Annotated in this window: 22 protein-coding genes; 17 read left to right on the top strand and 5 right to left on the bottom strand. The window is 75.1% G+C overall.

The window, feature by feature from the left end; translation table 11 throughout:
- From flgK to FB458_RS16395, 10 genes are all read left to right on the top strand, one after another.
- Positions 1 to 1,395: a flagellar hook-associated protein FlgK gene (gene flgK / locus FB458_RS16350; RefSeq protein WP_141849439.1), complete on the top strand. Its 1,395-nt coding sequence runs from the start codon at positions 1 to 3 to the stop codon at positions 1,393 to 1,395.
- A complete protein-coding gene (flgL, locus tag FB458_RS16355; RefSeq protein WP_141849440.1) occupies positions 1,395 to 2,282 on the top strand; it encodes a flagellar hook-associated protein FlgL in 888 nt (295 codons plus the stop codon). Before flgK ends, flgL begins: the two co-directional genes overlap by 1 nt.
- Positions 2,279 to 2,758, top strand: coding sequence for a flagellar assembly protein FliW (fliW, locus tag FB458_RS16360; protein ID WP_211356070.1), 480 nt, complete (start codon positions 2,279 to 2,281; stop codon positions 2,756 to 2,758). The genes flgL and fliW overlap by 4 nt, the downstream gene beginning before the upstream one ends.
- Positions 2,759 to 2,817: 59 nt before the next feature.
- Entirely contained in the window at positions 2,818 to 3,108 is a 291-nt protein-coding gene (gene csrA / locus FB458_RS22095) for a carbon storage regulator CsrA (protein ID WP_141849441.1), read from the top strand.
- Positions 3,109 to 3,359: 251 nt separating this feature from the next.
- A complete protein-coding gene (abc-f, locus tag FB458_RS16370) occupies positions 3,360 to 4,958 on the top strand; it encodes a ribosomal protection-like ABC-F family protein (RefSeq protein ID WP_141849442.1) in 1,599 nt (532 codons plus the stop codon).
- 10 nt (positions 4,959 to 4,968) lie between these two features.
- Complete coding sequence (locus tag FB458_RS16375; protein WP_141849443.1) at positions 4,969 to 6,009, top strand: zinc-dependent alcohol dehydrogenase family protein; 1,041 nt, start codon at positions 4,969 to 4,971, stop codon at positions 6,007 to 6,009.
- Positions 6,010 to 6,114: 105 nt separating this feature from the next.
- Positions 6,115 to 7,827 carry a nitrite/sulfite reductase gene (locus tag FB458_RS16380; protein WP_141849444.1) on the top strand — a complete coding sequence of 571 codons (1,713 nt, stop codon included), beginning with the start codon at positions 6,115 to 6,117 and terminating at the stop codon, positions 7,825 to 7,827.
- Complete coding sequence (locus FB458_RS16385; protein WP_141849445.1) at positions 7,824 to 8,588, top strand: phosphoadenylyl-sulfate reductase; 765 nt, start codon at positions 7,824 to 7,826, stop codon at positions 8,586 to 8,588. Before FB458_RS16380 ends, FB458_RS16385 begins: the two co-directional genes overlap by 4 nt.
- A 2-nt stretch (positions 8,589 to 8,590) precedes the next feature.
- Entirely contained in the window at positions 8,591 to 9,877 is a 1,287-nt protein-coding gene (cobA, locus tag FB458_RS16390; RefSeq protein ID WP_211356071.1) for a uroporphyrinogen-III C-methyltransferase, read from the top strand.
- Positions 9,874 to 10,608, top strand: a complete 735-nt coding sequence (locus FB458_RS16395; RefSeq protein ID WP_141849447.1) for a sirohydrochlorin chelatase — start codon at positions 9,874 to 9,876, stop codon at positions 10,606 to 10,608. The genes cobA and FB458_RS16395 overlap by 4 nt, the downstream gene beginning before the upstream one ends.
- Here the strand turns inward: FB458_RS16395 and FB458_RS16400 are convergent.
- Together FB458_RS16400 and FB458_RS16405 are read right to left on the bottom strand one after the other, a co-directional pair.
- On the bottom strand, positions 10,601 to 11,227 hold the full coding sequence (locus FB458_RS16400) for a TetR/AcrR family transcriptional regulator (RefSeq protein WP_141849448.1): 627 nt from the start codon (positions 11,225 to 11,227) through the stop codon (positions 10,601 to 10,603). The genes FB458_RS16395 and FB458_RS16400 overlap by 8 nt on opposite strands.
- Before the next feature lie 16 nt (positions 11,228 to 11,243).
- On the bottom strand, positions 11,244 to 13,667 hold the full coding sequence (locus FB458_RS16405) for a beta-glucosidase family protein (RefSeq protein ID WP_141849449.1): 2,424 nt from the start codon (positions 13,665 to 13,667) through the stop codon (positions 11,244 to 11,246).
- A 103-nt stretch (positions 13,668 to 13,770) separates the two neighbouring features.
- Between FB458_RS16405 and FB458_RS16410 the strand changes: the two genes are divergently transcribed.
- From FB458_RS16410 to FB458_RS16420, 3 genes are all read left to right on the top strand, one after another.
- Positions 13,771 to 14,607: an enoyl-CoA hydratase/isomerase family protein gene (locus tag FB458_RS16410; protein ID WP_246061289.1), complete on the top strand. Its 837-nt coding sequence runs from the start codon at positions 13,771 to 13,773 to the stop codon at positions 14,605 to 14,607.
- Between the two features lie 67 nt (positions 14,608 to 14,674).
- Positions 14,675 to 16,558 carry an ABC transporter ATP-binding protein gene (locus FB458_RS16415; RefSeq protein ID WP_141849450.1) on the top strand — a complete coding sequence of 628 codons (1,884 nt, stop codon included), beginning with the start codon at positions 14,675 to 14,677 and terminating at the stop codon, positions 16,556 to 16,558.
- 23 nt (positions 16,559 to 16,581) lie between these two features.
- A complete protein-coding gene (locus FB458_RS16420; RefSeq protein WP_141849451.1) occupies positions 16,582 to 16,938 on the top strand; it encodes an iron chaperone in 357 nt (118 codons plus the stop codon).
- On the opposite strand, the gene FB458_RS16425 is transcribed toward FB458_RS16420, so the two are convergent.
- Positions 16,935 to 17,789 carry an SURF1 family cytochrome oxidase biogenesis protein gene (locus FB458_RS16425; RefSeq protein ID WP_170185709.1) on the bottom strand — a complete coding sequence of 285 codons (855 nt, stop codon included), beginning with the start codon at positions 17,787 to 17,789 and terminating at the stop codon, positions 16,935 to 16,937. The two genes, FB458_RS16420 and FB458_RS16425, sit on opposite strands and share 4 nt — an antisense overlap.
- 73 nt (positions 17,790 to 17,862) lie before the next feature.
- Between FB458_RS16425 and moaA the strand changes: the two genes are divergently transcribed.
- Positions 17,863 to 18,855 (top strand): GTP 3',8-cyclase MoaA, encoded by a 993-nt coding sequence (gene moaA, locus FB458_RS16430; RefSeq protein WP_141849453.1) that lies wholly within the window; start codon positions 17,863 to 17,865, stop codon positions 18,853 to 18,855.
- 37 nt (positions 18,856 to 18,892) lie between these two features.
- On the opposite strand, the gene FB458_RS16435 is transcribed toward moaA, so the two are convergent.
- Positions 18,893 to 19,105 carry a hypothetical protein gene (locus tag FB458_RS16435; protein WP_141849454.1) on the bottom strand — a complete coding sequence of 71 codons (213 nt, stop codon included), beginning with the start codon at positions 19,103 to 19,105 and terminating at the stop codon, positions 18,893 to 18,895.
- Positions 19,102 to 19,416, bottom strand: coding sequence for a DUF3099 domain-containing protein (locus FB458_RS16440; RefSeq protein ID WP_141849455.1), 315 nt, complete (start codon positions 19,414 to 19,416; stop codon positions 19,102 to 19,104). Before FB458_RS16440 ends, FB458_RS16435 begins: the two co-directional genes overlap by 4 nt.
- A gap of 299 nt (positions 19,417 to 19,715) precedes the next feature.
- Here FB458_RS16440 and fabG point away from each other — a divergent pair, with 299 nt between their 5' ends.
- The 3 genes from fabG (at position 19,716) to FB458_RS16455 (ending at position 23,560) form a co-directional block, all read left to right on the top strand.
- A complete protein-coding gene (gene fabG, locus FB458_RS16445; protein WP_141849456.1) occupies positions 19,716 to 20,447 on the top strand; it encodes a beta-ketoacyl-ACP reductase in 732 nt (243 codons plus the stop codon).
- Positions 20,448 to 20,525: 78 nt separating this feature from the next.
- Positions 20,526 to 21,287, top strand: coding sequence for an enoyl-ACP reductase FabI (gene fabI, locus FB458_RS16450; protein ID WP_141849457.1), 762 nt, complete (start codon positions 20,526 to 20,528; stop codon positions 21,285 to 21,287).
- Entirely contained in the window at positions 21,284 to 23,560 is a 2,277-nt protein-coding gene (locus tag FB458_RS16455) for a tetratricopeptide repeat protein (protein WP_211356072.1), read from the top strand. Before fabI ends, FB458_RS16455 begins: the two co-directional genes overlap by 4 nt.
- Positions 23,561 to 23,593: the final 33 nt, after the last annotated feature.

Below are 23,593 nucleotides of genomic sequence, written 5' to 3' on the forward strand. Positions count from 1 at the left end.
ATGACCGGCACCTTCGCCACCTTCAACACCGCCGCGAGCGCCCTGCGCTACGCCCAGGTGTCGCTCGACGTCGCCAGCAGCAACATCGCCAACTCGACGACGGCCGGCTACACCCGCCGTCGGGTCGAGGCGGGCGCGCTCGCCGCCCCGTCGGTGCCGGCCATGTGGTCGCGCTACGACGGTCACGGAGACGGGGTCACCGTCGCCGGCGTCACCCGGATGTCCGACGCGCTGCTCGACGCCCGCGTGCGTACCGAGCACGGCAACCAGGGCTCCCTCGACGTCCAGCAGACGGGCCTCGAGCAGCTCGAGTCCTCGATCAACGAGCCCGGCCCGAGCGGCGTCGCCGCCGCGCTCGGCGACTTCCGCGCCGCGATGCACGACCTGGCCAACGACCCCGGCCCGAGCTCGGCCGCCCGGTCCAACCTGCTCGGCAAGGCGAGGATCCTCGCCGCCGCGGTCTCGAGCCAGAGCAGCCACCTCGACGCGACCGCCCTGACCGTCGGCCAGCAGCTCGCCGCCCAGGTCAAGGAGACCAACACGGTCGCCGCGAGCCTCGCCGACACGAACAAGGCCATCTCCGCCGGCACGCTCGCGGGAGCCGACGTCAGCAGCCTGCTGGACACCCGGGACACGCTGACGCTGCGCCTCTCCGAGCTGACCGGTGGGACGACGAGCCTGCGCCCGGACGGCAGCGCCGACGTCGCCGTCGGCGGCGTGTCCCTCGTCTCCGGCCCGGTGGCCTCGACCCTGTCGGTCGCCTCCGGCCTCGCCGCCGACGGCACCCCGACCGGGGCCCCGGTCACCTTCGCCGTCACCGCCCCCGCCGGCGCGCCGGTGGCCACGACCAGCCCCCTCGGCGGCCAGTCCGGCGGCAGCACGCAGCTGCTCAACGTCGCCATCCCGACCTACCGCGCCGGCCTCGACGCCGTCGCGAAGAACCTCGCCGACAGCGTCAACGCCCAGCAGCAGGCCGGGTACGACGCCGCCGGTGCCGCCGGGACGCCGCTCTTCGCCTACGACCCGGCGAACCCGTCCGGCTCGCTCACCGTCGCCCTCTCCGACCCGACGAAGCTCGCCGCCTCGTCGATCCCCGGTGGGGGACTGGACGGCTCCAACGCGACGGCCATGGCCGCGCCGACCTCCGTCGAGTCGTCGTACCGCGAGCTGGTCACCGGCCTCGGCAACCAGGTGCAGGCGGCCCAGCGGGCGGCCTCCAACCAGCAGGTCCTCACGACCCAGTTCGACGCCAGCCGCGAGCAGCAGGCGGGCGTCAACGTCGACGAGGAGACCGTGACCATGCTGCAGAGCCAGCGCACGTACGAGGCCGCGGCCAAGGTCATGAGCACCCTCGACTCGGTGCTCGACACGATCATCAACCGGATGGGGGTCTGATGACCATCAACCGGGTCACCCAGCGGATGATGGTGACCAGCTCGCTCGCCGGCCTGCAGAACAGCCTGGCCACCGTCGCGCGCACGCAGGAGCAGCTCTCCAGCGGCCGCGCGCTCAACCGGCCCAGCGACGACCCGAGCGGCACCGACACGGCCATGCGGCTGCGGCAGTCGCTGGCCGCCACGACGCAGTACGCCCGCAACGCCCAGGACGGGACGGGCTGGCTCGACCAGGCCGACACCGCGCTCGGCTCGGTCGGCGACCAGCTGCTGCACGCGCAGGACCTCATCACCCAGGGCGTCAACGGCGCGATGACGCAGAGCGCGCGCGACGCCCTGTCCTCCCAGCTCCAGTCGCTGCGCACCGGGATCCTCGGTGACGCGAACACGACGTACCTCGGCCGGCCGATCTTCGGCGGGGTCACCGGCGGCACGAAGGCGTACGACGCCACCGGCACCTACGTCGGCACGCCCGGCGCGGTCAACCGGACCGTCGCGGACGGGATGACGGTGCGGGTCGACGTCGACGGGCCGAGCGTCCTCGGCTCCGGCGCCGGCTCCGTCTTCGACCACCTCGACGCCGCTGCCGCCGCCGTGAGCAGCGGTGACGTGGCGGGGATGCAGGCCGCGCTCACCGCGGTCCAGGCCGACTTCCAGCGCGTCACCGACGCGCACGCCCTCGTCGGCAGCACGACGAACCAGATCACCTCGGCCGTCTCGGCCGCCCAGACCCGCCAGACCTCGCTCACGTCCTCCCTGCAGGACATCGAGAACACCGACCTGCCGAAGGCGGCCATGGACCTGCAGCTGCAGACCGTGGCCTACCAGGCGGCCCTCGGCGCCGCGAGCAAGGCCCTTCAACCGAGCCTCATGGAGTTCCTGCGATGATGACGACGACGGCCGTCCGCACCCCGGACCCGACCGCGCCCGCCCACCCGGAGGCCCCTGTGTCCCCCGCGCCCCAGCAGAGCGACATCCCGCTCATCGAGCTGACCCGCCCGATGCCCGGGTTCGACGACCGGCGGCGCTTCGCGCTCGTCCAGCTCGACGAGGACGGCGTGCTGTGCGCGCTCCGCTCGGTCGACGACCCGGGGCTGCGCTTCCTGGTCACCCCGCCGGCGCCCTTCTTCCCGGACTACGCCCCGGTCGTCAGCGACGAGGTCGCCGCCGAGCTCGGCGTCGACTCCCCGCAGGACGCGCTGCTGCTCGTCGTCCTCACCGCCGGGCGGTCGCTGGAGACGAGCACGGCCAACCTGCTCGCGCCGCTCGTGGTCAACGTCCGCACCCGCCGGGCCCAGCAGGTCATCCTCGAGGGCCAGGACTACGCCGTCGCGCAGCCGCTGGTGGCGCTCGGCGCGGCCTGAGGCGCGCCACGACGCGGACCCTCGGCGCGCGGCCGGGCCGGGACGGGTAGTTTGCCGTCATGCTGGTACTGAGCCGCCGCGTGGGCGAGAGCGTCACCATCGACGGGGGCGTGGTCGTCACGGTGCTCGAGGTGCGCAGCGACGGGGTGCGGATCGGCATCGACGCCCCCCGCTCGGTCAAGGTGCACCGCAGCGAGCTGCTCGAGGAGCTCGGCCGCCGCAACCAGGAGGCCGCCTCCCCGCAGGAGGACGTCGTGTCCTCGCTCCAGGACGCGCTGCGACGCCGTACGGGCGGTGAGGCGGCCGCCGACGAGGCGCCGTCGACCGACCCGGCTCCCGAGCGCGAGTAGCGCTCGCGTTCCTCGACGATCTTCGGCGTCCGACGTCGCGCAGCCCGGTTCGGCTCGCGTTTCTCCGACATCTTCGCCGTACGGCGCCGCCCGGCCCGGATCCGCCTGCGTTCCTCGACGGTCGCCGCCGGCCGACGTCGCCGATTCGGAGGGACGACCCCGGCTGCGGCACCATGGGTGGGGAGCAGCGGCCGTGACGGCGTGACTCCCCGTCCACCGAGCACCACCCACGACCCCGAGAAGGACCCGCTGTGATCGTCGCCGCCGGCATCGAGCTGCGAGCCGGAGCCCGGCTCCTCGTGGACGGCGCGACCTTCCGCGTCGCCGAGGGGGACCGGGTCGGGCTGGTCGGCCGCAACGGCGCCGGCAAGACGACCCTGACCAAGGTCCTCGCCGGGGACGGCCAGCCCGCCGCGGGCACCGTCACCTCCTCCGGTGAGGTCGGCTACCTCCCGCAGGACCCGCGCACCGGCGACCTCGACGTCCTCGCGCGCGACCGGATCCTGTCCGCCCGCGGTCTCGACACCGTCATCCGCGAGCTGCGCGACACCGAGAAGCGGATGGCCAGCGAGGACGAGGCCGTCGCCGCCAGGGCGATGCGCACATACGCCCGCCTCGACGACGAGTTCACCTCGCGCGGCGGGTACGCCGCCGAGTCCGAGGCCGCGAGCATCGCCTCCGCTCTCGGCCTCGAGGAGCGGATCCTCGCCCAGCCGCTGCACACCCTCTCCGGTGGCCAGCGGCGCCGCGTCGAGCTGTCGCGGATCCTCTTCTCCGGCGCGCAGACCCTGCTGCTCGACGAGCCGACGAACCACCTCGACGCGGACTCGATCGTCTGGCTGCGCGAGTACCTCAAGGCCTACAAGGGCGGGCTGGTCATCATCAGCCACGACGTCGAGATGCTCGACACCGTCGTCAACCGGGTCTTCCACCTCGACGCCAACCGCGCCCAGCTCGACCTGTACAACGTCGGCTGGAAGTCCTACCTGGCCCAGCGCGAGACCGACGAGCGGCGCCGCAAGCGCGAGCGCGCCAACGCCGAGAAGAAGGCCGGCGCCCTCATGGCCCAGGCCGACAAGATGCGCGCCAAGGCCACGAAGACCGTCGCGGCGCAGAACATGGCCCGGCGCGCCGAGCGGCTCCTGTCCGGTCTGGAGGAGGAGCGCGCGCAGGACAAGGTCGCCAAGCTGCGCTTCCCCGACCCGGCCTCCTGCGGCCGCACGCCCCTGCGGGCCAGCGGCCTCTCGCGATCTTACGGCTCGCTCGAGGTCTTCACCGACGTCGACCTGGCCATCGACCGCGGCTCGCGGGTCGTCGTCCTCGGCCTCAACGGCGCGGGCAAGACGACGCTGCTGCGGATGCTCGCCGGGGTCGACACCCCCGACACCGGCCAGGTCGAGCCCGGCCACGGCCTCAAGCTCGGCTACTACGCGCAGGAGCACGAGAACCTCGACGTCGGCCGCACCGTGCTGGAGAACATGAAGAGCGCCGCGCCCGACCTCGGTGAGACCGAGGTGCGCAAGGTGCTCGGCTCCTTCCTCTTCTCCGGCGACGACGTGCACAAGCCGGCCCAGGTGCTGTCCGGCGGGGAGAAGACCCGCCTCTCGCTGGCCATGCTCGTCGTCTCGGCGGCCAACGTCCTGCTGCTCGACGAGCCGACCAACAACCTCGACCCCGCCTCGCGCGAGGAGATCCTCGGCGCGCTGCGCACCTACAAGGGCGCCGTGGTCCTCGTCACCCACGACGAGGGGGCCGTCGAGGCCCTCGAGCCGGAGAAGATCCTCCTGCTGCCCGACGGCGTCGAGGACCTGTGGGGCCCCGACTACCGCGACCTCGTGTCGCTGGCCTGAGGGCGTCGCCGTGCGAGCGGTCCTCGTCGAGGCGTACGGCGCCCCGCCCCGCCTCACCGACGTCCCCGACCCGTCCGCGCCCGACGGCGGCGTCGTCGTCGCGGTCGAGGCGACCGGGGTGTGCCGCTCGGACTGGCACGCCTGGACGGGGCACGACCCGGTGGCGCTGCCGCACGTACCCGGCCACGAGCTGGCCGGCACGGTCGCCGAGGTCGGCTCGGGCGTGACCGGCTGGCGGGTCGGGGACCGGGTCACCGTCCCCTTCGTCTGCGGGTGCGGCGTGTGCGCCTACTGTCGCGCCGGCGACGCGCAGGTCTGCCCCGACCAGACCCAGCCCGGGTTCACCCACTGGGGCTCGTACGCCGACCGCGTGGTCCTGCACGCGGCCGACACCAACCTCGTGGCGCTGCCGGACGACCTCGACGCGGTCACCGCCGCGTCGCTGGGGTGCCGGTTCGCGACGTCGTACCGGGCCCTGACCGCGCACGGCGGGCTGGGCGAGGGGCAGTGGCTGGCGGTGCACGGCGCCGGTGGCGTCGGTCTGGCCGCGGTGCTCGTCGCGCGGGCGCTGGGCGCCCGCACCGTCGTCGTCGACCCGTCGCCCGCCGCCCGCGAGCGGGCCCTCGAGCTCGGCGCCGAGCAGGCCGTCGACCCGGCCGCCGGCGACGTCGCGCAGGTCGTCACCGAGGTGACCGGCGGGGGAGCGCACGTCGGGGTCGACGCCGTCGGCTCGGCCGCGACGGCCACCGCCTCGGTCCGCTCGCTGCGCCGCCGCGGCCGGCACGTCCAGGTCGGGCTGCTCTTCGGCGCCGACGCGACCCCGCCGCTGCCGATGGACCGGGTCGTCGCGCACGAGCTGTCGGTGCACGGCTCGCACGGGATGGCGGCGGCCGACTACCCGGGGATGCTGCGCCGCGTCGCGGCCGGCCGGCTCGACCCGGGGCTGCTCGTCGGTCGGGTCGTCCCGCTCGCGGACGCCCCGGACGCGCTCGTCGCGATGAGCGCGCCGGCGCAGGGGCCGGGGATGACGGTCGTCGACCTGCGTCGCTAGCCCCCTCGCACCACGGCAGGGCGCCCCACCACACCACCGCCCCGCCCGCCACCGTCGTCGACCCCCGTGCATAACGCGACACACTGTTTCGGATAATGGACCGTTATGACAGACGGTCCCTCCCAGCCGCACACTGACACGGTGACGGCCTCCCCTCCCCGCACGCGCACCCGCGCGCCGCAGCCCACCGGTGCGTGGGCCGACGGCGACCGCACCCCGCTCAACGCCAACGAGGCGTTCAAGCAGGAGGACGACGGCCTCAACGTCCGCCAGCGGATCATCGAGGAGTACAGCCGCGACGGCTTCACCTCGATCACCGACGAGGACCTGCGGGGGCGCATGCGCTGGTGGGGGCTCTACACCCAGCGCAAGCCCGGGATCGACGGCGGCCGCACCGCCGCGCTCGACCCGTCCGAGCTCGACGACGAGTACTTCATGCTCCGGATCCGCTCCGACGGCGGCCAGCTCTCCGGCGAGCAGCTGCGCACCATCGCCGAGGTCAGCACGCAGTTCGCGCGCGACACCGCCGACGTCACCGACCGGCAGAACATCCAGCTGCACTGGATCCGCGTCGAGGACGTCCCCGAGATCTGGGAGCGGCTCGAGGCCGTCCGGCTCATGACGACCGAGGCCTGCGGTGACACCCCGCGCGTCATCCTCGGCTCGCCGGTCGCCGGGATCGCCGCCGACGAGATCATCGACGGCACCCCGGCCCTCGAGGCGATCCGCGACCGCTGGATCGGCGACCCCGAGTTCTCCAACCTGCCGCGCAAGTTCAAGACGGCCATCTCCGGCCACCCCTCGCTCGACATCGCGCACGAGGCCAACGACATCTCCTTCGTCGGCGTCGTCCACCCCGAGCACGGCCCCGGCTTCGACGTCTGGGTCGGCGGCGGCCTGTCGACCAACCCGATCTTCGCCCAGCGCCTCGGTGCCTGGGTGCCGCTCGAGGAGGTGCCCGAGGTCTGGAAGGGCGTCGTCTCGATCTTCCGCGACCACGGCTACCGCCGGCTGCGGAACAAGGCCCGCCTCAAGTTCCTCCTCGCCGACTGGGGCCCGGAGAGGTTCCGCCGCGTCCTCGAGGAGGAGTACCTCGGCCGCCCGCTGGTCGACGGCCCGCCGCCGGCGCACCCCGCCGACCGCCGCCGCGACCACGTCGGAGTGCACAAGCAGAAGGACGGCCGGGTCTGGGTCGGCGTCGCGCCCGTCGCCGGCCGGGTCAGCGGCACGGTCCTCGGGCGCCTGGCCGACCTCGCCACCGAGCACGGCTCGGGTCGGGTCCGGCTCACCGCCCAGCAGAAGCTGCTCGTCCTCGACGTCGACCCGGCGTCGGTCGACCAGCTCGTCGCCGGCCTCGCCGAGATCGGCCTGTCGGCCGACCCGAGCGAGTTCCGCCGCGGCGTACTCGCCTGCACGGGCATCGAGTTCTGCAAGCTGGCCATCGTCGAGACCAAGGCCACCGCGCGTCGTACGGTCGAGGAGCTCGAGCGCCGGCTGCCCGGCTTCGACGCGCCGTTCACGCTGCACGTCAACGGCTGCCCCAACAGCTGCGCCCGCTTCCAGGTCGCCGACGTCGGCCTCAAGGGCATCGTCATGAGCGACGAGCAGGGCCACGACGTCGAGGGCTTCCAGGTCCACGTCGGCGGCGCCATCGGCGTCGACGCCCAGCTGGCCCGCAAGACCCGCCAGCTGCGGGTCACCTCGGCCGAGCTGCCCGACTACGTCGAGCGCCTGGCCACCCGCTACCTGGACCAGCGCGACGAGGGCGAGTCGTTCGCGCTCTGGGCCCGCCGTGTCCCCGAGGAGGAGCTGCGATGACCGTCACCGTCCCCCGCACCGGCGAGGCGACTCGCGCCGAGACCCTGCGCGACCTCGTCGAGGAGGGCAGCCGCGTGGTCGGCGACCTCGGCCCCGGCCGCGAGCCGGCGACGTACGAGGAGCGCGTCGAGATGGCGCGCCGAGCGCTGCGCTGGGCCCACGAGACCTTCGGTGAGGCGCTCACCGTCGCCAGCTCGATGGGCGACACCGTCATGGTGCACCTGGCCGGCACGACGATCCCCGGCTGCGACGTCTTCTTCCTCGACACCGGCTACCACTTCGCCGAGACCATCGGCACCCGCGACGCGTACGACGTCATGCTGCCCATCCGCGTGCGCACCGTCCTGCCACTGCTCAGCGTCAAGCAGCAGGACGTCGAGTACGGCCCGCGGCTGCACGACCGCGACCCCGACCTGTGCTGCGCGCTGCGCAAGGTCGAGCCGCTGCAGCGGGCGCTGCGCGGCCGCCAGGCGTGGGTGAGCGGGCTGCGCCGCGACGAGTCGCCGTCGCGCGCGGACACCCCGGTCGTGGGCTGGGACGCCAAGCGCGAGATGGTCAAGCTCAACCCGCTCGCGACCTGGACCCACGACGACGTCGAGCGGTTCGTCGCCGAGGAGGGCGTGTTCGAGAACCCGCTCAAGCACGAGGGCTACGCCTCCATCGGCTGCGGGCCGTGCACCCGGGCGATCAAGCCCGGTGAGGACGAGCGCGCCGGTCGCTGGGCCGGCAGCGCCAAGACCGAGTGCGGGCTGCACACCTGAGCGTGACCACCGGCTACCCGCTCACCCTCGACGTCGCCGGGCGCCGGGTCCTCGTCGTCGGCGCCGGTCCGGTCGGTGCCCGGCGAGCCCTCGCGCTCGTCGCCGCCGGCGCCCGGGTCGACGTCGTCGCGCCCACCGCCGATCCGGCGGTCCGCGAGGCCGCCGCCGCCGGGCTGCTCACCTGGCACCAGCGCCCGTACGACGCCGCCGACCTCACCACCCCCGCCCGGGCCTGGCTCGTGCACACGGCCACCGGGAGGGCGGCCGACGCGGTCGTCGCCGCGGCCTGCGAGACCGAGGCGGTGTGGTGCACCCGCGCCGACGACGCGTCCGCCTCGACCGCGTGGACCCCCGCGGTCGCCCGCGGCACCGCCGGTACCCCGGCCGACGGGCTCGTCGTCGCCGTCTCCGGCGACCGGGTCGGCGGGGCGGACCCGCGCCGGTCGGCGGCCGTCCGCGACGCCGTCCTCGCCGGGCTGCAGTCCGGCACGCTGCCCGTGCGGCGGGTGCGCCGCCCCGCGGTCGACCCCGGGGAACCGGCCCGGGTCGGCCGCGTCGCGCTCGTCGGCGGCGGGCCCGGCGACCCCGGACTGCTCACCGTCCGCGGCCGGGCGCTGCTCGCCGCCGCCGACGTCGTCGTCACCGACCGGCTCGGCCCGCGGGCCGTCCTCGACGCGCTCGGGCCGGACGTCGAGGTCGTCGACGTCGGCAAGCAGCCGCAGCGCCACCCCATCCCCCAGGACCGGATCAACGCGCTCCTCGTCGAGCACGCCCTCGCCGGCAAGGACGTCGTCCGGCTCAAGGGCGGCGACCCGTTCGTGCTGGGCCGCGGCGGCGAGGAGGCGCTCTTCTGCGCCGAGCACGGCGTGCCCGTCGAGGTCGTCCCCGGCGTGACGTCGGCCGTGTCGGTCCCGGCGGCCGCGGGGATCCCGGTCACCCACCGGGGGATCACGGCGTCGTTCGTCGTCGCGTCCGCGCACGAGGGGGCGAACGAGGCCCTCACCGCCCTGCGCGACGCCCCGGTCACCTCGACCCTCGTGCTGCTCATGGGCGTCAGCGCGTTGCGGGAGACGGCCGAGTCGCTCATGGCCGCCGGCCGCCCGGCGTCGACCCCCGTCGCGCTCGTCGAGTCCGGCTGGACCGCCGACCAGCGCACGACCGTGACGACGCTGGAGAAGGCGGCGGTCGTCGCCGAGGAGGAGGGGGTGCGCGCCCCCGCCGTCGTCGTCGTCGGCGACGTCGTCGCCCTGCGCGGCCAGCTCGGCGACCTGCACCGCCCCACCCCGTGACGACGACGACGGGTGACGACCCGACGCCGCTGGTGCTCCTCGCGCACGGCTCGCCCGACCCGCGGCACGCCGCGGGGGCCGAGGCGGTCGCGGACCGGGTCCGCGCGCTGACGGGGGACCGGCCGGTGCACCTGGCCTACCTCGACCACCACGGCCCGTCCGTCGACGACGTCGCCACCGCGCTGCCCGCCGGCACGGGCGGGGTCCTCGCGCCGCTGCTGCTCACCGCGGCCACCCACGTGCGCGACGACGTCCCCGAGGCCGCCCGGACCCTCGCCTCGACGACCGGCGCCGGGTGGGCCGTCGCCGCCGCCCTCGGCCCCGACCCGCTGCTGCTCGACGCCTGCGAGGAGCTGCTCGCCCGCGGGGGCACGACGCCCGACCCGGGCACCGCCGTCGTGCTCGTCCTCGGCGGGTCCTCGGCCCGCGACGCGATCACGGCCGCCGGGGACGCGGCCGCCGAGCGCACGGCCCGCGGGTGGGGCCCCTGGGTCGCCGCCGCCCTCAGCGGCGGAGAGCCGCTCGAGGACGCCGTACGGCGGCTGCGGGCCACCGCCGGGGTGCGCGGGGTCGTCGCGGTGACCTACATGGTCGCCGACGGGATCCTGCGCGACCGGATGGTCGAGCAGGCCCGCGCCCTCGACGTCGACGTCGCGCCGGGGACGTTGGGGGAGACCGGGGCCCTGGCCCGGCTGCTGCTGCGCCGGGCCGCCGAGGCGTCCGTCAGCTGAGCTCGTACGGCGCCCGCAGCGCCGCGAACGCGGTCCGCGCGGCCCGCACCATGTCGATCGACCCGGGGTCGGCCACCCACTGCACCTGCAGCCCGTCGAGGACGGCGACGACGAGCTGCGCGACCGTGTCGACCGGCGTGCCGGGACGCACCGTCCCGGCGGCGACCCCCCGGCGCAGCGCCCCGGACACCGCCTCGCGCACCGCCTCGAGGTGCTCGAGCAGCCAGTCGTGCGCGGGGTGCTCGGGGTCGACCGCCTCGGCCGACAGCGTGACGTAGAGCCGGATCAGCCCCGGCCGGGTCGTGTTGAGGGCCACGACGTGCTCGAGCCGGTCGAGGACGGCGAAGCCCACCGCCTCGTCCGCGGCGGCGACCGCCGCGTCCTCGCGGCCGCGCAGCCGCAGCACCTCGGCGAGCAGCGCCTCCTTGGAGCCGACGTGGTGCAGCACCCCGGCGGCGCTGAGGCCGACCCGCTCGCCGACCTGCGCCACCGACGTGCCGCGGAAGCCGCCCTCGGCGAAGGCCGCGAACGCAGCACGGACGACGGCCTCGCGGGTCGCCCCCGAGCGGGACCCGCGAGGCCGTCCGGGGCCGCGCCCCGTCCTGCCGTCGGCCGTCATCGACGTGCCGGCCGACTCACCCGAGCGCGATGCGCGCCCGGACGTCCCCGAGGCCGCGGGCCAGCAGCAGCTCGCCGCCGTCGGCCAGCCGCGCCCACCGGCCCGCCGCCTCGTCCCACCGGCGCCACAGCCGCTCGTCGCAGGCGACCTCGACCCGCGCCGACGCGCCGGGGTCGAGCACGACGGCCGTCCACCCGACGAGCCGCACCGGCTGGTCCGCCTCGGCGGGGCGCAGGTAGGCCTGGACGACCTCGCGCGAGCGGCGCCCGCCGGTGTTGGTCACCTCGACGGAGACCCGCCACCCGCCGTCGGCCCCCTCCCGGCGGGCCGAGGCGGCGCCGTACGCCCAGGTCGCGTAGCCGAGGCCGTGGCCGAACCAGAACAGCGGCGCCGGCGCCCGGCCGGCGTCGTACCCGCGGTAGCCGACGAAGGTGCCCTCGGTGTACTCCAGCACCCCGTCGACCGGGGTGACCGACCAGGCCGGGCTGGCGCCGTCGGCGGCGGGGTACGACGTGACGAGCCGCCCGGTGGGCTCCTGCGCGCCGGTGAGCACGGCCGCGACGGCGTGCCCGCCCTCCTGGCCCGGCAGCCCGGCGACGAGGACGGCGTCGACGTCGCCCTGCCACGGCATGAGCACCGGGGTCGCGGCGTTGACGACGACGACCGTACGGCGCGCCGCGGCGGCGACCGCGCGCACCATCGCGTCCTGCTCCCCGGGCAGCGCCAGCGTGGTCTTGTCCATCGCCTCGGTCTCCTGCTCGGGCGTCAGCCCGACGACCACCACCGCGACGTCGGCCGCGGCGGCGGCGCGGGCCGCCTCGGCGAGGACCTCGTCGCTCGAGCGCGGGGCGGGCTCGAGCACGAGGCCGAGCAGCCGGGCGCCGGAGACACCGACCGATCCGGACGGCGGCCGGGAGACCGCCTCGACGAGCGCGCCGCCCTCGGGCAGGGTCACCGTCGTGGTGGTCGTCGGCGCGTTGAGCACGCCCTCGCCCGGGTCGTCGCCGAGCGCGGCCAGCTCGTCGGTCGTCGTCGTGCCGCCGGCGGTGACCTCCCAGCGCCCCAGGCCGAGGGCCCCCACGACGACGTCGCCGGTCAGCGACGTGCGGGCGCGGAAGCGGACGAGCGCCACGTCGTCGCCGTAGTCGTCGTCGAACCCGACCATGAGCTGCGCGACCGGCAGGTGGCGGTCGTCGAGCACGCGGCCGTAGGAGTCCTCGACGACGACCTGGACGCCGGGCTCGCCGGTTCCCGGGTGGGTGACGTCCCGGCTCGCGGGGACCGCGCGGGCGCGGACGGGGACGCCGTCGACGACGGTGAGCCGGTCGCCGAGCACGGCGGACAGGCCGTCGGCGATGTCGACGGAGTACGGCGGGTTGACCTGCGCCGAGCCGCCGCCCATCGTCACGGTGTCGAGGGCCGGGCGCCCGACGAGGGCGACGGTCGCACCCTCCGCGAGCGGGAGGGTGCCGTCGTTGGTCAGCACGGTCATCCCGGCGGCGGCGAGCCGGGTCAGCTGCTCGCGGCGGACGGGGGAGTCGGGCTGCTCGACGTCGCTCGGCCAGGTGCGCGGGGTGCCCAGCGCGCCGACCCGGTCGGCCAGCCTCAGCAGCCGGACGAGGTGCTCGTCGACGACCTCCTCGCCGACCTCGCCCGCCTCGACGGCGGCGACGAGCGCGTCGCCCCAGGGCCCGTCGGGACCGGGCATGACGAGGTCGAGACCGCCGTTGGCCGACGCGGCGGTGCTCGTCGTGGCGAACCAGTCGCTCATGAGCAGGCCGTCCCAGCCCCACTCGCCCTTGACGACGTCCTCGACGACGTGGTGCTGCTCGGTGGCCGGCACGCCGTCGACGAGGTTGTACGCCGCCATGAGCGTCCAGGGGTGCGCCTCGTGGGCGAGCTCGAAGGGCAGCAGGTAGAGCTCGCGCAGCACCCGCTCGCCGAGCCGGTCGTCGACGGTGTGCCGCTGCGTCTCCGCCTCGTTGGCGACCAGGTGCTTGGGGCAGGCGCCGACGCCGCGGGCCTGCAGCCCGCGCACGTAGCCGGCGGCGATCCGCCCGGTGAGCAGCGGGTCCTCGGAGTACGCCTCGAAGAGCCGGCCGCCGAGCGGGCTGCGGTGCAGGTTGACGGTGGGGCCGAGGACGACGTGGATGTGCTGGCGCAGCGCCTCGTCGGCGACGATGCCGCCGACCTCCTGCGCCGCGTCCTCGTCCCACGCCGACGCCAGCAGCGTCGCGTTGGGGAAGAGCGCGACGGCCTCGCCGCCGGTGAACGTCAGCCCGCGCACCCCCGTCGGCCCGTCGGAGAAGGCCATCGGCTCCAGCCCGATCCGCGGCTCCCCGGCGAGGGTGAACATCGTCGCCCCGGTGAGCAGCCGCACCTTGGTCGGCAGGTCGAGGCGGGCGACCAGCTCGCCGTACGGCGTCTCGTCGGCGGTCATCCGCGCTCTCCTCGGGGTCGGGGGTCGGCACGACCCGGAAACTGAACGACACGTTAATTAGTCCGCCGGCGGGTGTCCAGCCGCGGACTTGTAATCTCGCGAGGTGAGCACCGAGGCGGCGTCCCCGCACCCCTGGCTGCGCGTCGAGCGCGGCGGACCGGGCGGGGTCGTCCGGACCGTCACGCTGGCCAACCCCGCCGAGCGCAACGCGATGACCCCGAGCCTGTGGCGCGCGCTGGCCCAGGTCGCGGAGCAGACCCCGGACGACGTCCGCGTCGTCGTGCTGCGCGGGGAGGGACGCTCGTTCTGCGCCGGCCTGCACCGCGCGCTGCTGACCCCCGGCGGGCTCGAGGGCGAGGACGACATGCTCGCCGTCGCCGGCTCCGGGCAGGAGGCGGCCGAGGCGATGATCGAGCAGTACCAGGCCGGCTTCACCGCCTGGTCGCGGCTGCCCGCGGTCGTCGTCGCCGCCGTCCAGGGGCACGCCATCGGCGGCGGCTTCCAGCTCGCCCTCGCCGCCGACCTGCGGGTCGTCGCCGACGACGTGCAGCTCGCGATGCGCGAGACCGCCCTCGGCATGGTCCCCGACCTCGCCGGCACGTCGCCGCTCGTGCACCTCGTCGGCTACGCCCACGCCCTGGAGATCTGCGCGACGGGCCGGTACGTCGGCGCCGAGGAGGCCCACGCGCTCGGCCTGGCCAACGTCATCGCCCCCGCCGGCGGGCTCGACGCCGCCGTCGAGCAGGTCGTGGGCGCGTTGCTGGCCGCCCCCGCGGCGGCGCTGCGCGAGCTCAAGCCGCTGCTGCGGCACGCCGTCGACGCGGCGCCCGAGGACCAGCAGGCGCTCGAGCGGCGCACCAACGCCCGGCTGCTCGGGGCGATGGCCCGTGGTGCCGGCCCGTCCGGCCCGGGTGCCGGTCCGGGATCCGGGTCGGAATAGCGGTGCCGCGCCGTGACGCTGAGCACCAGGTGACGCCGAACCCCACCCCGTCCGAGCAGGGGACCCGATGAGCCAGCACGCCGGCTGGATGATGATGCGCTCGCTGTCGTCCGACTCCTCGGTGAAGAAGCAGGCGCTGCCGCCCGGGACGGGGCGGCGGGTGCTGGGCTACGCGACGCCGTACACCCGCTCGCTGCTGGCCTTCCTCGTCCTCGTCGTCGCCGACGCCGTCGTCCTCGTCGCGACCCCGCTCCTGCTGCGTGACATCGTCGACCTCGGGGTCACCCCGAAGGACAGCGGCGTCGTCGTGCGGCTCTCGCTGCTCGTGGGGCTGCTCGCGCTCGTCGACGCCGGCCTCACGGTCTGGCAGCGGTGGTACTCAGCGCGGATCGGCGAGGGGCTCATCTACGACCTGCGGGCCGAGGTCTTCGCGCACGTCCTGCGCCAGCCGATCGCCTTCTTCACCCGCGCGCAGACGGGCTCGCTGGTCAGCCGGCTCAACACCGACGTCGTCGGGGCGCAGGCCGCGTTCACCACCGTGCTGTCGTCGGTGGTGAGCAACGCGGTGAGCCTCGTCCTCATCGTCGGCGCCATGCTCAGCCTGTCGTGGCAGCTGACCCTGGGCGCGCTGCTGCTCGTCCCGTTCTTCCTCGTGCCGGCCAAGCTCATGGGGCACCGGCTGGCCGACTTGTCCTACCAGCAGATGACCCTCAACGCCGACATGGGCACCCGGATGACCGAGCGCTTCAACGTCGCCGGCGCCCTGCTCGTCAAGCTCTTCGGCAACCCCCGCCGCGAGGACGAGGAGTACGCCGTGCGCGCCTCCGCCGTCCGCGACGCCGGCGTCGCCATCGCCATCAACCGGACCTTCTTCCTCGTCGGCCTCTCGCTCGTGGCGTCGCTGGCCACCGCGATGGTCTACGGGTTCGGCGGCGTGATGGCCGTCTCCGGCGGGCTCACCGTCGGGACGCTGCTCGCGCTCGCGGCCCTGCTGGCCCGGCTCTACGCGCCGCTCACCGCGCTGTCGAACGTGCGGGTCGACATCATGACGGCCCTCGTCTCGTTCTCCCGGGTCTTCGAGGTGCTCGACCTCCCGCCGCTGGTCAAGGAGCCCGAGCACCCGCGGCCGCTGCCGGCGGGCGCGCTCGGTGTCGAGCTGGACGACGTGTCCTTCCGCTACCCCGGGGCGGACGAGGTCTCGCTCGCCTCGCTCGAGGCGATCGGCACCGGTGACCGGGCGGCGGGCTCCACCGTCCTGCGGGGCGTCTCGTTCACCGCCCGGCCGGGCGAGCTCGTCGCCCTCGTGGGCCCGAGCGGCGCGGGCAAGACGACGATCACCTCGCTCGTCGCGCGGCTCTACGACCCGACCGGCGGTGCCGTCCGGCTCGGCGGGGTCGACCTGCGCGAGGTCCCCTCGACCGACCTGCGCGAGGCCGTGGGGGTCGTCACCCAGGAGGCGCACCTCTTCCACGACACCATCCGCGCCAACCTCGCCTACGTCCGCCCCGACGCCACCGAGGCGCAGATGCGCGACGCCCTGCGTTCGGCGCACGTGCTCGCGCTCGTCGACGCCCTGCCCGAGGGCCTGGACACCGTCGTCGGCGACCGCGGCCACCGCCTCTCGGGCGGCGAGAAGCAGCGCCTGGCCATCGCCCGCCTGCTGCTGCGCGGACCGCGCGTCGTCGTCCTCGACGAGGCGACCGCCCACCTGGACTCGGAGTCCGAGGCGGCCGTCCAGCGCGCGCTCGACGCCGCCCTCGACGGCCGGACGGCGCTCGTCATCGCCCACCGCCTCTCCACCGTCCGCGGCGCCGACCAGATCCTCGTCGTCGACGGCGGGCGGATCGTCGAGCGCGGCACGCACGCCGAGCTCCTGGCCCGCGGCGGGCTCTACGCGGACCTCCACGAGACCCAGTTCGCCGACCCCCAGGGGATCGTGACCGCTCCGTGACCTGACGCGTCTAGCGTGCCCGTATGGACGAGGTGGAGGCCTACGTCGCGGGGCTCGAGGAGGCCGACGCGTCAGCCCTGCGGCACGTCGTCGACCTGGCCCGCGAGGTCGCGCCGACGGCGGTCGAGGGCCGCAGCTACGGCATCCCCGTCCTCAAGCTCGACGGGCGCCCGCTCGTGGGCGTGCTGGCCGCCAAGGGGCACCTCAGCCTCTTCCCGTTCAGCCCCGAGGCCATCTCGGCGGTGGCCGACCGGCTGACCGGCTGGTCGCGCTCCACCGGCACGGTGCGCTTCTCCGCCCAGGCGCCGCTGCCCGACGACGTCGTGCGCGACCTCGTGGCGGCCCGGGCCGACGAGATCGCCCGCGAGCCGGCGCGCTAGCCGTCCTCCTCGTCCCAGATCCGCACCTTCCTGGGCTTGCGCGGCGCGGCGGCGGGAACCAGCTCGCGCTCGCCGGTGGCGACCTTCACGGGCGCGCCCTCCGCCGCGAGGGCGTCGCGCTCCTGGCGCCACAGCCGGATCCGGTAGCCGTAGAACACGAAGCCGAACACGGAGAAGAGCCACCACTGGAAGGCGTAGGCCTGGTTCGGGCCGAGGTCGGTGTCCGGGGCCTCCAGCGGGGTGGGCCGCGGCGGCGTCGCCCCGGCGGGCGTCCGCTCGCTCTCCAGCTGCAGGTACGTCGGCGCGAGGTCGGCCCCGCCGAGCGAGCGCTGCGCGTCGGGCAGCGCGATGCTCGCCAGCTGGTCGCGGGGCAGGTCCTTGCCGAGCGACGGCTCGGTCCGGCGCAGCCAGCCCTGCACGGTCACCGTGCCGGTCGGCGGCGGTGGAGCGGTCGGCAGGTCGGCGGCGGTGTCGCCGCTGGCCACCCAGCCGCGGTCGACGAGCAGGCGCAGCGGCCTGCCGTCGACGCTCGTGGTGAACGCCGACAGCAGCTCGAAGCCGGGGTTGTCGCTGAGGGCGCGGTTGCGCACGTAGAGCACCGGGGCGACGTCGTACGAGCCCGTGGCGGTGACCCGGGTCCACTCCGTGGTCGCGGTGGGCGGCAGCCGCCCGGCCACCGCGGCGAGCGGCACCGGCGTCGCCGCGTAGTGGGTGTGCACGGTCGTCGCGCGGGTCTGCTTGTCCTCGTACTTGCCCCACTGCCAGCGGCCGAGGAACACGCAGGCCACCGCGAACAGCACGGCCACGAGCAGGCCGAGCAGCCAGCGCGGGGAGACCAGCGTGCGGACCACCCTTCGACGGTACGCGACCCCGTGGGGCGCGATCGCCCCGGGCCGTGCGGCCACGTGCCGTAGGTTGGGGGGTATGACACAGCTGGTCGACACCTTCGGGCGGGTGGCACGGGACCTGCGGGTGTCGGTCACGGACCGGTGCAACCTGCGCTGCACCTACTGCATGCCCGCCGAGGGCCTGCCGTGGATGCCCAAGGACGAGATGCTCACCGACGAGGAGCTGCTGCGCCTCGTCGGGGTCTTCGTCGGCCTCGGGGTGCGCCAGGTGCGGCTGACCGGCGGCGAGCCGCTGCTGCGGCGCACCATCGTCGACGTCGTCGCCGGGATCACCGCCCTGACGCCGCGGCCCCAGGTCGCGATGACGACCAACGGCATCGGGCTGGCCCGGCTCGCGCAGCCGCTGGCCGAGGCCGGGCTGGACCGGGTCAACGTCAGCCTCGACACCATCGACCCGGAGGTGTTCCGGCGGCTCACCCGCCGCGACCGCCTCGACGACGTCGAGAAGGGTCTGGCCGCCGCGGCCGAGGCGGGCCTGACGCCCGTCAAGGTCAACGCCGTCGCGATGCGCGGGGTCAACGACCACGTCGTCGCCGACGTCCTCGGCTGGTGCCTCGACCGCGGCTACGAGCTGCGGTTCATCGAGCAGATGCCGCTCGACGCCCAGCACGGCTGGGACCGGACCGAGATGATCTCCGCGCAGGAGCTGCGGGAGCGGCTGTCCGAGCGCTACACCCTCACGCCGCTGCCGGACCGCGAGCGCGGCAGCGCCCCGGCCGAGCGGTTCCTCGTCGACGGCGGTCCCGCGACGGTCGGGATCATCGCCAGCGTCTCCGAGCCGTTCTGCGGCTCGTGCGACCGGACCCGGCTCACCGCCGACGGCCAGGTGCGCAACTGCCTCTTCAGCCACCGCGAGACCGACCTGCGCGGACCGCTGCGCGACGGCGCGAGCGACGAGGAGCTCGCCGGGCTGATCCGCGGGGAGATGTGGCGCAAGGCACGGGGTCACGGCATCGGCGAGCCGGACTTCGTCCAGCCCGACCGGCCGATGTCGTCGATCGGCGGCTGAGACCCGGTCGTCAGGCCGACGTCAGGTCAGGCCGACGTCACCCGTCGGCGGGCTCGAGCTCGCCGACGGGGACGGCGTCGCGCAGGAAACCGCGCATCGACAGGAAGTCCGACAGCGAGCCGACGTGCTCGTCGCACGCGAGCCAGACCTTGCGGCGGTCGGCGTCGTGCAGCCGCGGGTTGTTCCACCGCAGGCCGGTGGTCGCGTGCTGCCGGCACCCCTTGGCGCTGCAGAGCAGCTCGGGCGTCACCGGTGCTCGGCGTCGCGCACCTGCTCGCCCGGCAGGGGATCCTCGACCACCGTGCCGGTCAGGGCCTGCGGCTGCGTTCTGCGCGGGTCGACGGTCGTCCGGCCGGTGGCGTTCTTGCCGGGGCCGACCGCGTTGGCGAGGACCACCGCGATGTAGGGCAGGACGACGGCCCCGGCGACGAAGGTCCAGCGCAGCCACCCGGAGGTGAGGATGGCGCCGACGAAGCACAGGCCGCGCAGACCCATGGCGGTGAGGTAGCGCCGGGCCCGGTCGGCGCGGTCCGCACCGGGGGAGGACGGCACGTCGGTCACCGACTGGACGGGCTGGTGAGGGGCCCCGTGGAGCACGTGCGGGGACCCGTGGGACCCCTGCGACCCGTGCGTCCCGGGGGTGGGTGTCGGGCTGCTGGTCACCCTGCCAGCCTACGTCGGGGGTCCGACACCCGCCCCCGTGGGACGGCAGGCCGCAGGCGTGGCCCCGGTCACGCCGCGAGTCGTCGTACCGCGGGGTAGTCGGCTAGGTTCGTCGCCGTCCGGACCACGGGCCGCGCACCCCGCCGACCCCACCCAAACCCCCCGATCCACCCGACCCGACCGAGAGCGAGCCCGCCATGTCCGACACCGCGAGCAGCCCGACCCCGCAGCGGGTCCTCGTCACGGGCGGCAACCGCGGCATCGGCCTGGCCATCGCCCGCGCGTTCGCGGACGCCGGTGACGACGTCGTCGTCACCTACCGCTCGGGCGAGCCCCCGGAGGGCCTGCAGGGCGTGCGCTGCGAGGTGACCGACACGGCCTCGGTCGACGCCGCGTTCGACGAGGCCGAGCAGCTGCTCGGCGGCCCGGTCGAGGTGCTCGTCGCCAACGCCGGCATCACCCGCGACGGCCTGCTCATGCGGATGAGCGACGACGACTTCGACGCCGTCCTGCAGGCCAACCTCGCCGGCGCCTTCCGCTGCGCCCGCCGCGCCACCAAGGGCATGATCCGCGCCCGCAAGGGCCGGCTGATCTTCATCAGCAGCGTCTCCGGGCTGACCGGGGCGCCCGGGCAGGCCAACTACTCGGCCAGCAAGGCCGGCCTCGTCGGCCTGGCCCGCTCGGTCGCCCGCGAGCTCGGCGGCCGCGGCATCACGGCCAACGTCGTGGCCCCCGGCTTCATCGAGACCGACATGACGGCCGCGCTGTCGCAGGACGTGCGCGACGGGTACGTCGCGACCATCCCGATGCGCCGTTTCGCGCAGGTCGAGGAGGTCGCCGGGGTGGTCCGCTTCCTCGCGAGCCCCGCCGCGGGCTACGTCACCGGCGCCGTCGTGCCGGTCGACGGCGGTCTCGGCATGGGCCACTGAGACACGACCAGCCCGTACGACGACCCCACCTCCACCCCCCGCACCCGTCCCACCCCACCCCGCCAGAAGGGCAGCACCATGGGAATCCTCGAGGGCAAGCGCCTGCTCGTGACCGGTGTCCTCATGGACACCTCGATCGCCTTCCACATCGCGAAGATCGCCCAGGAGGAGGGCGCGCAGGTCGTGCTGACCTCCTTCGGGCGGACGATGAAGATCACCTCGACGATCGCCAAGCGGCTGCCGACGACCCCGCCGGTCGTCGAGCTCGACGTCAGCGACCAGGCGCACCTCGACAGCCTCACCGACCGGCTGCGCGAGCACGTCGACGGCCTCGACGGCGTCGTGCACTCCATCGGGTTCGCCCCGCCGGGCGCGTTCAACTTCATGGAGGGCACCTGGGACGACGTGTCCACCGCGGTGCAGATCTCGGCCTACTCGCTCAAGGGCCTCGCGGCCGCGGCGCTGCCGATGATGTCCCCCGGCGGCAGCGTCGTCGGCCTGACCTTCGACGCGAAGTTCGCCTGGCCGGTCTACGACTGGATGGGCGTGGCCAAGGCCGCCTTCGAGGCGACCAACCGCTACCTGGCCCGCGACCTCGGCGCCAAGGGCATCCGCTCCAACCTCGTCTCGGCCGGCCCGATCCGCACGACGGCGGCCAAGTCGATCCCCGGCTTCGACCAGTTCGAGAAGGTGTGGGGCGACCGCGCCCCCCTGGGCTGGGACCTCACCGACCCGGTGCCGGCCGCCCGCGCCTGCGTCGCGCTGCTCAGCGACTGGTTCCCGGCGACGACGGGCGAGATCGTCCACGTCGACGGCGGCGTGCACGCGATGGGCCAGTGAGCACGACCCCGCAGACCCCGCAGACCCCGGAGAGCGAGCGGGCCGGCGGCGTCACCGTCGCCGAGGTCCGGGTGCTCGACGGGCCGAACCTCTACTTCACCCGGCCGGCCGTCAAGGTCAGCCTCCGGCTGCCGGGGTACCTCGCGCTCGACCGCAAGGCGGCCACGGAGCTGGCCCGGCTCGTCGGGCTCGGCGCGTCGAGCCCGGGCAAGCCGGGGACGGCGCAGCGCCAGCGCTTCGTCATGCGCTTCGCCGCGCACGTGACGCGGCGGCTGGCCACGCTGGTCGGGGTGCAGCGGATCGCCGTACGGACGCGGACCGGGCGAGGCGTCGACGAGGTCGTCGTGGCCATCCCGTGGCGGCACCGCGAGTGGGGCCGGGCGACCGGCGAGGAGCTCGGGCCGGTGCTCGAGGGGCTGCTCGAGGTGCACGCGCAGGACCCCGTGGACGCCGCCGACGTCGAGGACGTCCTCGAGGCGGCCGCGGAGCGGGTCCGCGAGACCGACCCCGGGCCCGCCAGCCAGGTCGTCGTCCCCCAGGTGCCGGTCGTGTCGATCACCGGCACCAACGGCAAGACGACGACGACGCGGCTCGTCGCCCACATCAGCATGACCGCGGGGTTCGTCACCGCGTGGAGCTCGACCTCCGGCGTCGTCGTCATGGGCGAGACGATCGAGGCGGGCGACTACTCCGGACCGAGCGGCGCGCGGGCCGTGCTCGCCACCCCGGGCCTGGAGATCGGGGTCCTGGAGACCGCGCGCGGCGGGATGCTGCTGCGTGGCATGGGCGTCGCGAGCAACGACGTCAGCGTCGTCACCAACGTCACCGCCGACCACCTGGGTCTGCAGGGCATCGACACGCTCGACCAGCTCGCCGAGGTCAAGGCCATCGTCACGACGGTGACCAAGCCCGACGGGTGGGTCGTGCTCAACGGCGACGACCCGCGCGTGTGGGCCATGCGGCACCGGATCCGGGCCCGGCCGTGGGCGTTCAGCCTCGACCCGGACTCGCCGGCGCTGCGCGAGTCGCTCGACGCCGGGGGCCGCGGGGTGACCCTGCTCGACGGCGAGATCGTCGTCCTCTCGCGGGGCAAGGACCCCGACCGGCTGGCCCGGGTCGTCGACGTGCCCGTCACGCTGTCGGGGCTGTCGCGGTTCAACATCGCCAACGCCCTGGCCGGCGCCGCGGCGGCGCTCGGGCTGGGGATGCCGCGCTCCGCCGTCGTCGAGGGGCTGAAGTCCTTCGCGCCCGACCCGGTGCTCAACGAGGGCCGGCTCAACACGTACTCCGTGCCGGTCGGGGCGGACGACGCGGCCGCCGCCGAGCGGGGGACCGCCACGGTCATCCTCGACATGGCCCACAACGAGGCCGGCCTCGAGGCGCTGCTCGAGGTGGCCCACGGGCTCAAGACGCCGGGGGCGCGGGTCCACGTCGGGATCGGCGCGACGGGGGACCGGCCGGACGAGGCCATCGAGGGGCTCGGCGAGATCGCCGGCAAGTCGGCCGACCGGGTCGTCATCGCGCACAAGCCGAAGTACCTGCGCGGGCGCACCATCGAGGACATCGACGGCCACCTGCGCGCCGGTCTGGCCCGGGTCGGCACGGTCGACGTCGAGACGTACGAGACCGAGCTGGGCGGGCTCGAGGCCCTGCTCGACGCCGCCCGTCCCGGCGACGTCGTCGCCTACATGGCGCACGACGAGCGCCCCCGGTGCGCGGCCCGGCTGGTCGAGCTCGGCGGCTCGTCCGACGACCCGCGGACGATCCGCCGCAAGGTCGTCGAGGCCCGCGGCGGGCACGAGCTCGACGCCGAGATCGCCGAGCTGTGGGCGCTGGACGACGCGGCCGAGCGGGTCTCGCGGTTCCGGGCGCTCGTGGGCGACCGTCCGCGCGACCTGCGGCTGGCCTACGAGCTGGCCTGCGCGCTGAGCGAGGCGGGCGAGGACTCGGAGGCGGTCGAGCTGCACGTCGCGACCGTCGCCCGGGGTCTGCGCGAGCCCTTCCGGCACCGTGCGCAGCTGCGCGCCGCCGCGGGTGTGCGCACCCTCGGCCGCCTCGACGAGGCCCTCGACCTGCTCGACGAGGTGTCGACCACCCACCCGGGCAGCGTCGCCGCGGCCGCGCTGCGCGGGCTCGTCCTCGCCGACGCCGGCCGGGAGCGCGAGGCCGTCGCCGACCTGCTCGACGCCCTGCTCGACCACGCCGCCGACGAGGACGCGACGTCGTACCGGGCCGCCGTCCGCGCCCAGGCCGAGGCCCTGCGCGAAGGCTGACCCCCGCGAATCGGATTCGGTGCGCCTGGCTCG

The organism is Lapillicoccus jejuensis (assembly GCF_006715055.1).
Taxonomy (GTDB): domain Bacteria; phylum Actinomycetota; class Actinomycetes; order Actinomycetales; family Dermatophilaceae; genus Lapillicoccus; species Lapillicoccus jejuensis.